Genomic DNA, 12,874 nt, shown 5'->3' on the forward strand with positions numbered 1-12,874 from the left:
GGCAATGGCTGAAGCTCAGCAGAAGAAGATGACCGTCTCGGCTACGGACGTAGCTGTCGACATCGTCGGCATGAACAAATGGTACGGCGATTTTCACGTACTGCGGGATATCAACCTCAAGGTCATGCGCGGCGAACGCATCGTCATCGCCGGTCCTTCTGGATCCGGCAAGTCGACGATGATCCGCTGCATCAATCGTCTCGAGGAACACCAGAAGGGCCAGATCGTCGTCGATGGCGTCGAACTGACCAACGATCTCAAGAAGATCGATGAAGTGCGCCGCGAAGTCGGCATGGTGTTCCAGCACTTCAACCTGTTTCCGCATCTGACGATCCTGGAGAACTGCACGCTCGCGCCGATCTGGGTACGCAAGATGCCGAAGAAGCAGGCCGAGGAAGTCGCCATGCATTTCCTCAAGCGCGTCAAGATTCCCGAACAGGCGAACAAGTATCCGGGCCAGCTGTCCGGCGGCCAGCAGCAGCGCGTGGCAATCGCCCGCTCTCTCTGCATGAACCCGAAGATCATGCTGTTCGACGAGCCGACATCGGCGCTCGATCCCGAAATGATCAAGGAAGTGCTCGACACAATGGTCGGCCTTGCGGAAGAAGGCATGACAATGCTCTGCGTGACCCACGAAATGGGCTTTGCCCGCCAGGTCGCCAATCGCGTCATCTTCATGGACCAGGGGCAGATCGTCGAACAGAACTCGCCGGCCGAATTCTTCGACAATCCGCAGCACGAGCGCACGAAGCTCTTCCTCAGCCAGATCCTGCACTAGGTTGAGCTGCAAAAAACATAAGCCGCCGGTTCATCGTCGGCGGCTTTTTTCGTGGTCTTCAACTAAACGCTGCAAAAAGGCGCCACGCCGAGAGGCGCCATTTCGAGATCACAGTTGGCTCAGCCCTTGAGCTTCGCGTTGCAGAGGCTGTAGTAGCCGCCGCCCTTCTGGATCCACTTCAAGCCGTTCAGCGTATTTGCGTCCTTGTTGGTGTGATAGGAATCGACGCAGGTGTGCATCCGTCCCTTGCCGGGCGTTTCCTTCGCATATTTCGGCGCGATCGCTGCTGGGAACGTTACGCCCTTCGGTGCTGCGGTCGTGGGCTTTTCGGGCTCTTCACCGCTGTTCAGCGTAACATCCGGTTCTGCCGTCGCGTCCGAACCGCACTGGGCCTTGCGGAAATCATTCCATTTCATGTCTTTGGCGGAGCCATCCGCCTGCGCGGATTTGTACTTCGCACTGCATTCTTTCATCGTGAGCGCTGCGGAGGGGCTTGCGAAGGCAAGTGCGCCCAGAAGGGAAACGGAAGCAAGAATTGTCAACTGCTTGATCATGATCATTCCTCCAACGCCTCGGTCAGGCTACTCGACTATCATTCCCGGTATTTTTCTTGTCAACGCGGCATTTTCGCAACCACGGCGGTAAATTGTCTCCAAACCGGCGATCGGGCCGATGTCTCGGCCAGACGGGCAATGCCCGTAGGTTGTTTGCATGGCTGGCTTCACGGGTGGTACAATCGCGGTGCTGGTTCTTTCCTACATTTTATGGAGGATGACATGCATCAACCCGACATGCAGAAAGTGGATGCACTCGTCGGCCGATTGATCGGCGATGTGGGTGCTGCTGTATCAGGCGCACTCGTCGTGCTTGGCGACGACGTGGGTCTCTTCAAGGCGATGGCCGACGGCAAGCCGGTCACCTCGACGGAACTCTCCCAGAAGACAGGCATGCGCGAACGCTATCTTCGCGAGTGGCTGTCGGCGCTCGCCGCCGCCGACTACGTTCACTACGACGAACGCAAGGACCGCTTCTCTCTGACGCCAGAGCAGGCGATGGTGTTTTCCGACGAGGACAGCCCGGCCTTTTTCACCGGTGCCTTTCAGGTGGTCCAGGCCCTTTGGGCAGACGAGCCCAAGGTCGCCGAGGCGTTTCGGACAGGCAAGGGTCTCGGCTGGCACGAACACAGCAACTGCCTGTTCCGCGGCACGGAGCGTTTCTTCCGGACAGGCTACAACAACAACCTGATCGCGGGCTGGATCCCTGCCCTCAATGGCGTGGAAGCCCGGCTGAAGAGCGGGGCCAAGGTTGCGGATGTCGGCTGCGGGCACGGCGCTTCAACCATCCTGATGGCGCAGGCTTATCCCGCCTCGAAGTTCTACGGCTTCGATTACCATATGCCGTCGATCGAGCGCGCGCGAGCAGCCGCCAAGGAAGCGGGTGTCGACGACCGTGTAACATTCCAGCAGGCGTCGGCCTCGAATTTCCCGGCCGACAGCTACGATCTGATCGCCATGTTCGATTGCCTTCACGACATGGGCGACCCTGTCGGAGCGGGCAAGCATGTGAGGGAATCGCTCTCGGCGGATGGAACATGGATGATTGTGGAGCCCTTCGCGCACGATTGCCTGAAGGACAATCTCAATCCTGTCGGTCGCGTATATTACGGTGCTTCGACGATGATCTGCACTCCCGCATCCATGTCGCAGGAAGTGGGTTTGGCGCTCGGGGCGCAGGCCGGTGAAACGAAGCTCCGTAAGGTTGCTCTCGACGCTGGCTTCAAGCACTTCCATCGAGCAACGGAAACGCCCTTCAACATGGTTTTCGAAGTGCGCGCTTAGCCAGATGGCATCCCTGTGCGTCCGCGGCGTGCATATTTCGTCGCAACGGACGCACAGAGATTTTGTAAATCCTCTTTTATTTTCATCAGGATAACGAGAACGGAAAATTGCGGTTGGGGAAAAAATCGCACCATCGCGATTTTTCTTCGTTTTGCCGCTTGCGGGATTCAAAAGGCCTGATTATAAGGGCGCCACCACGAAGGAAGCGCCCTTCGTCTATCGGTTAGGACACCAGATTTTCATTCTGGGAAGAGGGGTTCGACTCCCCTAGGGCGTGCCCAGATTTTCGATTGCAGATCACCAGAATTCTGGCGATGAATCGCGTGCAACCCCATGTCACGCAGCGTCCTTGTCCAACGCCCCCACGTAGACCAGCATCGTTTCTTGAACGACCCGATCGACCGTCAGGTAATCGATGCGCAGCTGGCTCTTCTCCTGCCATATCTGCACCCGCGACGGACTTTCCAGGAGATCACAGAGAGCCACGGCGAGCGCTTCGGGATCGTGCGGCGGCACAAGAATGCCGGCATCGCCGTGCTCCAGCAGCTGCGGAATGCCGTCGACATTTGTTCCGATGACCGCACAGCGGGCTTCGCGCGCCTCTGAAAGCACGAGCGGTGCGGGGTCGGCATGGGAGGGAAGGACAAAAATATCGGCGCCACGCATGTAGGACGAAGGATTGTCGATCGCGCCGACGAAACTGACGGCCGCGGCGCATTGCATTCTCTCGGCCATCTGCTTGTAGGATAACGCCATCGGGCCGCCGCCGACCACATAGAGGCGAGCGGTAGGATATCTCGCATAGGCGACTTCGAACGCATCCAACAAATCGGGAAGTCCTTTGCGCGGGTGGAGACCGCCGACGAATAGTATGCTCGGCGACTCCAACGTCACCGGCAGCTGCGAGCGGTCCTCAAACCGTGGCGATCCGATCGTACCGTTCAGGACGACGCGCAGCTTCTCCTCCGAAACGCCGCGCTGTCGCATCGAGGCGCTCACCGCTTCGCTGACCGCGATCACCCGCGTGCCCACCCTCATCAGCGTTGCGCTGTCCTCGAATTCGTTATGAACAGTCGTTATCAAAGGCACGCCCGCAAGTTTGCAGATAGGATACGAAAGCACCGCGCTCGTGATCATATGCGCGTGGACGATATCCGGCCGCCACGCGCGCAGATATCTGTGCAGCGCCGCGACCGACCGCAGCAAGTTCAAGGATTTTTTTTCCATGTCGATGAAGACGGTTTCGACGCCGTTGCGCGTCAGCAGTTCCTTGAAGTCGCCGCCGCCGCTGGCAACGCACACCTGATGACCGAGCTTGCTCTGCGCACAGGCAAGATCGACAGCGGCGTGCACATGTCCATTCGATCGATGGGTATGATTTAGAATATGAACAATGCGCATTGTCGAACACCATTACTGAGACAACTGCACGAACACGCTAACGGGAATATAATAGATCAGATATTCGATCGAAATAACAAAAGCTCGATGCGAGCCAGAAATACAAATAATATCATATAATTTACTCACCACCGTTCGAGACAGACTTGATGGATCGAGCGCCGTGCTGGTAGCATAGGCGACGGTGACGACTATCACCTTGTAGATGCCGTCTTTCCTTCTCCAGCCGGAACGATATCCGGCCGCAACATCGCTCTCAGGACCGATAGCAAGGGGGTTTCGTGCAAGACAAGACGAGTGGCAGGCATTCCTGCGCACCTGTATCGTCCGGCATCGGTCGTGCGCTCCGTTTCACCGCCCTCGCCTTCTTCAGCCCATCCACGGATCTGGAGACATCATGTTAGCGTCGAGAGCCCTCAAAGGTGCCAGCTGGCTTGTCTTCTCACGCTTCGTGACCAGAATTATCGATTTTCTGACGCTTCTCGTGCTTGCGCGGATTCTCACGCCTGCCGATTTCGGCGTTGCGGCTTTGGCAACATCCATGGTCGTTATCGTGGACACCGTCCTTGAGGTCCCCGTCACGCAGGCTCTGTTGCGTCTGGATACGATCGACAAAACTCACCTGGACACCGGCTTCACGCTCAGCCTTCTCCGCAGCATCGTTGTCGCCGTCATCCTCGTCGCAATCGTGTGGCCGTTTTCCGTGTTCAATCGAGATCCCTTGCTCATTCCGCTTGTCGCGGTTGTCGCCATCGGGCCAATTGCAAGAGGGTTGAACAGCCCTGGAATGGTCTATTTTGCCAGGGACCTCGGTTTCCGGCAGATTTTCCTCCTCGAAACGTTCGGGAAGGTATGCGCGAGCATCGTCGCCATCACCATCGTATTATCAGGCGGACGATATTGGGCCATCGCGGCAAATTTTGCGACGGCATCGGTCGCAGCAGCGTGCCTCTCCTATGTACTAGCACCGTACCGGCCGGCGTTTTCCCTGTCGCGCCTCAAGGACTTCGCAGGCTTCATCGGCTGGTTCAGCTCGGCGCAGCTCGTTGCCGCATTGAACTGGCAATTCGATCGCTTCCTGATCGGTGCTTTCGCAGACAAACCGACTCTTGGCCGCTATGCCGTTGCAAGCGACGTCGCTGTTATTCCCTCGCAAAGTATCATCGGCCCGGCGCAACAGCCCGTTATGGCAGCGTTTTCACGGATCACGTCCGACCCCGAACGGATGCGGACAGCATTTCTGAAAGCCGTTCGCTTCATCACGATGGTTTCGTTGCCGGTCTGTATCGGTATCTCGCTGACGGCGGATCTGGTGACCGACCTGCTGCTCGGCAATCAATGGAAGGCATCAGCGCCGCTGCTCAGCCTTCTCGCGCTATCCATCCTGCCTATCCCCTATTTCCAGACGTTGAACTCGGCAAGCCTTGCGAGCAATCGACCGCATGTCATCTTCCGGCTGAACGTCATCGATCTCTGCTTTCGCCTCGTCGCGGTTATAGGGGGCTTTTATCTCTACTCGGTGACCGGCGTCAGTATCGCGCGGGTTCTGCTCGCGGCGATCATGTTCTTTTTCTACCTGACGGAAACCAGACGGCTGCTGGCGCTTGGCATCTCCGAACAACTGATGAACATCTGGAAGATACCTGTCGCTGGCGCGGCGATGGCCATCGGCGTCCTCATCCTTCGCGAGGAGATCGCCGGTCGCGGCTGGCATGACGTCGTCGAACTAATCGTGGTGTCCATAGTCGGTGCAGCAATCTATGCCGGGACATTGCTTGGCCTGGGGATGAGGATCGTGGCGGGGGCCGGTCGTCTGGAGCTGGTCGACCGTTGACTTGGCCTCACAAGATCGCGCGCAGAAATCCGATCATCGAGCGATCCCCGACATCAAGCCGATACGACAGGCTTCGTTGAGCTCGTCGGTTCGGCAAGAGCGCGGTCAACAGCAGGAATCCGCCAAGTGCGCACTTCGTCGTCAGCGAGTTGTCGCCGTTCCAGAGCTTTTTGAGAAGCCGCAACGTCGTTGCGACCGGGACTTCGCGCCCTTCCGCGACAGCTAGATAGAAGGAGCGCTCGAGATAGAAGTATGCCTCTTCGGTCGCCACCAGATTCTGCGCCACGTCAAAACGCTGCAGGATCTGCCGCAGATGCCTCATGCGATCGACAAACCGCTTCAGTTCGCGTCGCAAGACCTGCGGATCAACGGCGCGGCCAAGACCGGAGTCGTTGCGACCATGGATCCGGTATCGGCCAAGCGGCTCGGACAGGCTCACGACATCGCCGTAAAACGGCGCCGCAAACAGCATCACGCCGTCGATCCATGGCTCGTAGTCCACCTCGACCAACAGCTCGCAAACGTCGCGCCGAAAGACATTTCCCGAGGTGGGCGGAGAGGTGTAGACGCCGGTGCGCAGGACGCTATTGGTCAGACGACCATCACGGAATCTTTCGAGTTTCGGAACCGGATGACCGGTGATTGGGGCCCCATGCTCATCGATGCGAACGAGTGGGAACTGGAGCTTTGCAACACCGCTATCGAGATGGGCTAAAATCGTCTCGAGGGCACCCGGTGCGAGTTCGTCGTCGGCGTCCAGGAAAAGCAGAAACGGTGCTTGCGTTTTCGCGATGCCATACAGGCAGGCGGCGCGCGCGCCACCATTTTCGACCCGGTAGGCTTCGACCGCCTCGGCGCGGATCACCTCCCATGACGTATCCGTCGATCCGTCATCGATCACGATCAGCTGGCAATCATCGCGTGATTGCGATGTTATGCTCCGGATCGCGTTGGATACATAGCGCTCGTAGTTGAAACAGGTGATGATGATCGCCAGCGAGGGCGGCTTGATGCCGCTTGGGCTCTCTTCCGCTGACCTCGCAGGGTGCGCATTCATAGGTTTGCCCTGGTCACCACTGTCCCGATTACCTTTGCGCGAGCGTGGCGCAGTTGCTGCAAGGCGCTCTGGACTTCACCGATCGTGGTCTTGCCTGCGGTGGCTACGAACAAGACGGCATCGGCATGCGTTGCCAAGGCCAGCGCGTCCTTGGATGCGTCGAGTGCCGGCAGGTCAAGCAGGACGTCGCCCTGAAGGCGCGCGGCATCGAGCAGTCGTCCGACCCGAGGACTGCGAAAATCCGCGAAGAGGTTCGCCTTCTTGTCGGCCGAGTGAATCGGAAGGACAGCGACGCCGTCGAGATTTCGGAAAAGTAGCTCCTGTTGCCCGCCTGATATCGCGGCGTCGGCCAGCGATGTCGGCGCCGCGACGCGTGCCTCTCCGTTCGACCTCTCCGGCCACTCCTTTTCCTGGAACAGCGTCACGTAACGCCCGCTTCCCCTGATGAGTTGGGCGAGGCTGAAGCAGAGCGTCGAAACCCCGCTGCCCGACGACCACCCGACCAGCGCTATGACGATGCTCCTCTCGCTTCGCAGGGTCGAACAGGCAATTTCAACCGACGTCCTCAAATCGCGTATCGCCGTCGCGTAGTGGCATTGCTGCTTGTGAAGGCGGCCGGTGCTAGCAGGGCCATCGCCAACATCGGGCACCGATCCCAAACATGGAACGCCGGTTTCGCGCGCCAGCTCGTCCGCGGTCAGAATCTTCCGATCGAACGCGAAGTTCAACGCCACGAGGCAAGACCCCGCAAACAGGCCAAGCAAACCGCCAAGCAGGATTATCAGCTTCGGCCGCGGACTGGCCGGGCTCAATGGCGTCAGCGCTGCACCAATGATACGGGCGTCGGCATCCGGCGTTGGAATGGCCGGCAACACACCACGCTTCATCGCCTCGTTTGCCGCCTCCACCTGCGCGTCGAGCGCGTCAAGCCTGCCCTGAAGCGCTCCGCCGCCGGCCAGTACGGCTTGAGCCTTGAAGGCGACTGCCTGCATGATATAGGCCGACACAGCAGCATTTGCGACACGGGCCGGCAGCGCGGGATCCGACGAAGCGTATTCTATCTCGATGACATAGGATTGGCCGACGCGACGCGCATCGAGGCGTTTCGCGAAGTTGCTGAAGGCTGCCCGGCGCGCGTCCGTTTCCAGCCGCCGCGTACTGTCGGAGGCGGTCGGGGGGCGGGCCTCGCCGCCCGAAGTCTCGCCACCACCCCAGAGCTTGTGCAGCGGCGACAGGATGCGATCGGCCTCGGTTGGCGCCTGTGGTCCGAGCTCGGGATTAGTCTGCAGGCCAAGGCTATCGAACACGGAGGAAAGCAGCCGCTCGGAGCGTATGATCTGCAACTCGCTGTCGGCCCGGTTGAGGTCGAGCCCTTGCTGAGCCACGCCCTCCAGTCCCGGGATAGCGGCTTGACGCGGTTCAAGCAGCAACGTTGCCGACGAGACATAGGTTCTCGGCAGTGAATTCGCATAAAGGCCCGCAGCGACAAGGCCAAGCGCCGTGCAGGCTATCAGCAGCGTCTTATGCCGGAGCGCGAGCAGGCACATGGTCCGCACGAGGGCCAGAGGCCCATCTGACCCGGCATCCGCGTTTCCGTCGTCGAACCGCCAAAGCCGCGACGAGCGCTCTAATGGCCGGAGGTTGCTGAACATCATTTCGCTTGCACCTCAAGCTCTGTGGACCGGATTGTTCTTTTCGGCAGCGTAGCGGCGCGCTCGGGTTCAAGGCGACCATTCAGGACATCTCGCAAGGCGATGAGATTTCCGCGAACGCGCCCTCGCCTGTCGATGAAGGGTTCGGGCCAGACCAGCCTGCCGAAATTGCTGACAAGGTTGCGGAGGATCTGATCCGTAGCCTGCCCTATCGTCATCGTTCCCTTGCGCAGCATGTAGAGCGGATTGACGATCTGCGAGTAACCCAGCCGTTCTCCGCTTATGCGGCCACTCTTGGCTCCCATGTGGACGCCGTAGGCTCTACCCGATTTCACACAGCGGCCACCGGTTTTTGCAAGCGTCGCGGCAAAATCACGGTCCTCCAACCAGCTGTATAGGACGAGCCGCTCGTCGAAACGCATGCCACTGATGGCGGCGACACGAAAGGCCATGTTGCAACCATAGGGGCTGTATGGCTCGGACCAGGTCCGATCATCGGGTGATGCGGCTTCCAGCAGGCGGACGGCTTCATCGAAACCGATGCCCGGCCCCTTTATCCCATCGGCAACCACGCGCCCGGTGAAGGCGGCGATGCGGCTCTCGTCACGAAAGACGCTGCCTGCCGTCGCCAGCCATTCCCCATCCGCTATGAAATCGTCGTCGAAGAACGCGACGATCTCGGTGTCCGGCGGCAGATCCCGCAGCGCCGTGTTGCGCTGGGCGGCAAGCCCGGAAGGACCGGTGAGGACCCGCACGCCAGGGGTAACGGCAAGATCGCCCGCATCCGAAGGCTCGGCACATGAGACAATGACGCCGATCGGTTTCAATGACTGTGTCTGGAGAAGACGTTTGACGGCTCGGCTGACGATCTCGGGGCGCCCGCGCGTCGCGAACACGGCAGCAATTCGAGGCTTTGCCGGTTTTTCCTTACCATACGAATTCAGGTGCCTCGACGGTTCCTGAAGAAGCGAGAGATACCCCTCGGCGGTATTCTGCCACGAGAAGAGTTTCACGCGCTCCAGTCCCCTGCCGACGAGATCGGCAGCGAGTTCAGGCGACACCTTGAGCGCACGGATATGTCCGATCCATTCGGCCGGATCGAATGGCGAGGCAAGTAAGGCCGCCGGGCCGCAGACCTCGGGCATGCTGGCGCAGTTCGAAGCAACGACCGGGCAACCGCGCGCCATGGCTTCGACGATCGGAAGCCCAAATCCTTCGGCGAAGGACGGGAACGCAAGACACAGGGCGCGTTCCAGCAAATAAGCCAGATCGTCATCCGTCACCCTTCCAAGCAGATGAACGTTTGGTTTGGCTCGAAGGTTCTCGGCGGCAAAAACGGCGCCGCTATCGCCTGCCACGACGAGATCGACGCCGATCTCGGCCAGAGCATCTGCCGCCGTGACAAGCAGGGCCAGATTCTTGTGCCGGGCGCGTGAACCGAGTGTGAGCACGAACGGTCGCTCGTTTGGATTGCCCGATGAATTGAAAAAAGACGGAGCGATTTGCGCCTTCGATGGGTCCCACGCTAGCGCGTGTTCGTGGCCATTCGCGAGAACCGCGATATCCTCGGCGCGAACCGGCAGGTAGCGTTCAATCTGGCGGGCGGCGGCGTGCGACACCGTGACGATCCTCGCCGCCCGGCGAGCCAAATATGGCTGGAGCGAGCGATAGAGCATTCGAAACCTGGGGCTGTAGCTTTCCGGCGCTGCAAATATGTTGGCGTCATGGATACAGATGATCTGATCTCGTTTCAGAACCGGGGCGGTGTTGCAGAGGCTCAGCAAGCGACCTGAAAATGCCGTCGGTAGCGATAGCTGCTCCCACGCGTGTCCCCGCAATCGACCATGTGCAACAAGAGGCGTCTTTGTCAGGCCGGGATCGGTCGCGTGCGGTGGCACTATGATGGGAGCGCTCTCGTTCCCGACCATCGCGCGGTCCATTTCGCGAACGACATTCATTGCGTAGCGCTGAACGCCGGTGGCGCTTTGCGTTAGAAATCGGCCATTTATCGCAAAGGGTACCGTTGCATTCATATCGGCTTCCTGTCGACTTCTTCAGGACGTAGGCGCGTCTTGATGGCTATGTTTGACTGATCAGCAAGCTCTGCTGGTTTCGCTGACCGGTCGATCAAGCGGGGTTTGAAACGGGGCCGACGTGCCCCTCTCAGTAGCTGCCCCGCGAGCGCAGAACGGCGGGGATCGTCCTCGCCATGATGACGACATCGCCCCATACGGTATGCTCGGTGACATATCGCACATCGAGTTCGACACGCGCGCTGTAGCTCGTGTCGCTTCTGCCGCTGACCTGCCACAGACCTGTCAGCCCCGGACGCACCCGGATGTAATCGCTGAAATGAGAACCATAGAGTTCCGCTTCGCTCGCGACGATCGGACGCGGGCCGACGAGGCTCATCTGGCCGCGAATGACGTTGAAGAGCTGTGGTATCTCATCGACGCTGCTGCGCCGAAGGAAAGCACCGAAGGGGGTAATCCGCGGATCGTTCTTCAGTTTGCGCGTGGCCTTCCATTCCGCCCTCTCCCGGGGATTTGCGGCGAGGTAACGCGTCAGAATGTCTGCTGCGTCGGGAACCATCGTGCGAAACTTGAGGCAGGGAAACACCGCCCCCCTACGGCCGATCCGAGAGTGGGCGATGAAAATCGGCCGTCCCTGGAGAACCAGAAGTATTGCGATAACCATCAGGATCATCGGCGAAAGCACGATCAATCCTGCGCCGGCAAGAAAGATGTCCAACCCGCATTTAACGCCGCCTGCGATAGCTTTCATCCGCGACGGTCCTACACGGGAAGGCCCTTTTGCCTCTCCGTGCACTTGCGTCTCGTCCAATCTGTCGAAATCCCGACTGAGATTAAATCCACTCATCTGCGAACTCCCTACAAGAGAATGACATCACTCGGGCATGTGCAGACAATGCCAAATGGCACGCAAAGCAAAGGTAACAAGGGTTAATTAGTTTGACAATGCTAATATTGCATCGCAATATAAATGAGTGCAACGCAGAATTGCCTAAGTATCAACGGCGCCGGAGCATCAACCTCTTTTTTGGTGATGGCAAGGCGTGTTTGATATATTCTTAGGCAGAAGGCGCCGGAACGAATTGTTCCTTTTTGCACGCCAAGATTGTCTGTGTTCGTGGAGCATTCCATGCGAGTAGCAATCATTCATTACTGGCTCGTCGGGATGCGAGGGGGCGAAAAAGTCCTCGAAGCTCTGTGCGATATTTATCCGTCGGCCGACATCTACACGCATGTTTTCGATCCCACGGCGATATCGGACACTATCAAGCGCCACTCTATTCGCACGACCTTCATCAACGGCCTGCCTTATTCAAGGCGGCTGTATAAGCGCTATCTGCCGCTGATGCCCATGGCATTGGAACAGATCGACCTTAGCGATTATGACCTTGTCATAAGCAGCGAGTCCGGACCTGCAAAAGGCGTCATCCCCACCTCCCCCGCCGTGCATGTCTGCTACTGCCATTCGCCGATGCGCTACATCTGGAACATGTACAACCGCTACTACCACGACTCCGGATTGATGACGCGCATGATGATGCCGCCGCTGGCGCACTATCTGAGAACCTGGGATGTGGCCACGGCCAATCGCGTCGATGATTTCGTGGCGAACTCGTCCACGGTCGCCCACCGGATCAAGAGTTACTACCGCCGCGACGCGGTCGTTATTCACCCGCCCGTCGATACGCGAGCCTTCCGGCCGGTGCCGTCGTCTGACGTTGGCGACTATTTCCTGATGGTCGGAGAACTTGTGAGCTACAAGCGCCCCGATCTCGCCGTGCAGGCATTCAATCGCCTGGGGCTGAAGCTGGTCGTTATCGGCGGCGGTGAACTGCTCAACCATCTGCGAAAAATCGCCGGACCAACCGTGACGATCCTCGGACCGCAGCCGTTCGACGTCCTCAAGCACCACTACGCACGCTGCCAGGCACTCATCTTTCCGGGAGAAGAAGACTTCGGAATCGTACCTGTCGAAGCAATGGCGAGCGGACGCCCCGTCATCGCCTATGGACGGGGTGGCGCCACGGAGACCGTCGTTGCCGGCAAGACTGGCGTGTTCTTCAATAGCCAAACTCTCGACTGCCTCATCGAAGCCATCGAGCGCTTTCGGCGCAGCGACTTCAATCCGGGCGATGCAGTCGCCCGCGCCGCGGAATTCCGTACCGAGGTGTTCATAGAGAAATTCAGCGCGTTTGTCGGAAGAGCGACAGGCGTGGTGAGCGACGTAACCAGCCTCGATTACGGCGCGCGGGCCATATCGCTGCGATAGGCAGGTGAGACG

At 59.1% G+C, this 12,874-nt stretch carries 10 protein-coding genes and 1 tRNA gene; 5 read left to right on the top strand and 6 right to left on the bottom strand.

Annotated elements, in window-relative coordinates; all coding sequences use genetic code 11:
* Positions 1-4: 4 nt before the first annotated feature.
* On the top strand, positions 5-778 hold the full coding sequence (locus ASE04_RS17835; protein ID WP_056819728.1) for an amino acid ABC transporter ATP-binding protein: 774 nt from the start codon (positions 5-7) through the stop codon (positions 776-778).
* Between the two features lie 119 nt (positions 779-897).
* On the opposite strand, the gene ASE04_RS17840 is transcribed toward ASE04_RS17835, so the two are convergent.
* Entirely contained in the window at positions 898-1,332 is a 435-nt protein-coding gene (locus ASE04_RS17840) for a hypothetical protein (RefSeq protein WP_056820431.1), read from the bottom strand.
* Positions 1,333-1,554: 222 nt separating this feature from the next.
* On the opposite strand from ASE04_RS17840, the gene ASE04_RS17845 reads away from it, so the two are divergent.
* Positions 1,555-2,616: a class I SAM-dependent methyltransferase gene (locus tag ASE04_RS17845; RefSeq protein WP_056819731.1), complete on the top strand. Its 1,062-nt coding sequence runs from the start codon at positions 1,555-1,557 to the stop codon at positions 2,614-2,616.
* A gap of 205 nt (positions 2,617-2,821) precedes the next feature.
* A tRNA-Glu gene (locus ASE04_RS17850) sits at positions 2,822-2,893 on the top strand.
* A gap of 59 nt (positions 2,894-2,952) precedes the next feature.
* On the opposite strand, the gene ASE04_RS17855 is transcribed toward ASE04_RS17850, so the two are convergent.
* Complete coding sequence (locus ASE04_RS17855) at positions 2,953-4,017, bottom strand: glycosyltransferase family 4 protein (protein WP_056819733.1); 1,065 nt, start codon at positions 4,015-4,017, stop codon at positions 2,953-2,955.
* Positions 4,018-4,414: 397 nt separating this feature from the next.
* Between ASE04_RS17855 and ASE04_RS17860 the strand changes: the two genes are divergently transcribed.
* Entirely contained in the window at positions 4,415-5,851 is a 1,437-nt protein-coding gene (locus ASE04_RS17860; RefSeq protein WP_056819736.1) for an oligosaccharide flippase family protein, read from the top strand.
* Positions 5,852-5,858: 7 nt separating this feature from the next.
* Here ASE04_RS17860 and ASE04_RS17865 read toward each other — a convergent pair whose 3' ends face one another.
* The 4 genes from ASE04_RS17865 to ASE04_RS17880 form a co-directional block, all read right to left on the bottom strand.
* A complete protein-coding gene (locus ASE04_RS17865; RefSeq protein ID WP_056819739.1) occupies positions 5,859-6,908 on the bottom strand; it encodes a glycosyltransferase family 2 protein in 1,050 nt (349 codons plus the stop codon).
* The gene (locus tag ASE04_RS17870; protein WP_056819742.1) at positions 6,905-8,563 is read right to left on the bottom strand and encodes a Wzz/FepE/Etk N-terminal domain-containing protein; all 1,659 of its coding nucleotides are present in this window, start codon (positions 8,561-8,563) and stop codon (positions 6,905-6,907) included. The genes ASE04_RS17865 and ASE04_RS17870 overlap by 4 nt, the downstream gene beginning before the upstream one ends.
* Positions 8,560-10,593 carry a glycosyltransferase gene (locus ASE04_RS17875; protein ID WP_056819746.1) on the bottom strand — a complete coding sequence of 678 codons (2,034 nt, stop codon included), beginning with the start codon at positions 10,591-10,593 and terminating at the stop codon, positions 8,560-8,562. Before ASE04_RS17875 ends, ASE04_RS17870 begins: the two co-directional genes overlap by 4 nt.
* A 130-nt stretch (positions 10,594-10,723) precedes the next feature.
* Positions 10,724-11,344 carry a sugar transferase gene (locus tag ASE04_RS17880; protein WP_056819749.1) on the bottom strand — a complete coding sequence of 207 codons (621 nt, stop codon included), beginning with the start codon at positions 11,342-11,344 and terminating at the stop codon, positions 10,724-10,726.
* 378 nt (positions 11,345-11,722) lie between these two features.
* On the opposite strand from ASE04_RS17880, the gene ASE04_RS17885 reads away from it, so the two are divergent.
* Positions 11,723-12,862, top strand: coding sequence for a glycosyltransferase (locus ASE04_RS17885; RefSeq protein WP_200960736.1), 1,140 nt, complete (start codon positions 11,723-11,725; stop codon positions 12,860-12,862).
* Positions 12,863-12,874: the final 12 nt, after the last annotated feature.

Origin of the sequence: Rhizobium sp. Root708 (assembly GCF_001429725.1) — a bacterium.
Lineage (GTDB): Bacteria > Pseudomonadota > Alphaproteobacteria > Rhizobiales > Rhizobiaceae > Rhizobium.

What these genes read in the sequence shown, in the direction of transcription:
- ASE04_RS17835 (WP_056819728.1), top strand. Translation starts at nt 5, where the DNA reads ATGGCTGAAGCTCAGCAGAAGAAGATGACCGTCTCGGCTACGGACGTA.
- ASE04_RS17840 (WP_056820431.1), bottom strand. Translation starts at nt 1,332, where the DNA reads ATGATCAAGCAGTTGACAATTCTTGCTTCCGTTTCCCTTCTGGGCGCA.
- ASE04_RS17845 (WP_056819731.1), top strand. Translation starts at nt 1,555, where the DNA reads ATGCATCAACCCGACATGCAGAAAGTGGATGCACTCGTCGGCCGATTG.
- ASE04_RS17855 (WP_056819733.1), bottom strand. Translation starts at nt 4,017, where the DNA reads ATGCGCATTGTTCATATTCTAAATCATACCCATCGATCGAATGGACAT.
- ASE04_RS17860 (WP_056819736.1), top strand. Translation starts at nt 4,415, where the DNA reads ATGTTAGCGTCGAGAGCCCTCAAAGGTGCCAGCTGGCTTGTCTTCTCA.
- ASE04_RS17865 (WP_056819739.1), bottom strand. Translation starts at nt 6,908, where the DNA reads ATGAATGCGCACCCTGCGAGGTCAGCGGAAGAGAGCCCAAGCGGCATC.
- ASE04_RS17870 (WP_056819742.1), bottom strand. Translation starts at nt 8,563, where the DNA reads ATGATGTTCAGCAACCTCCGGCCATTAGAGCGCTCGTCGCGGCTTTGG.
- ASE04_RS17875 (WP_056819746.1), bottom strand. Translation starts at nt 10,593, where the DNA reads ATGAATGCAACGGTACCCTTTGCGATAAATGGCCGATTTCTAACGCAA.
- ASE04_RS17880 (WP_056819749.1), bottom strand. Translation starts at nt 11,344, where the DNA reads ATGAAAGCTATCGCAGGCGGCGTTAAATGCGGGTTGGACATCTTTCTT.
- ASE04_RS17885 (WP_200960736.1), top strand. Translation starts at nt 11,723, where the DNA reads ATGCGAGTAGCAATCATTCATTACTGGCTCGTCGGGATGCGAGGGGGC.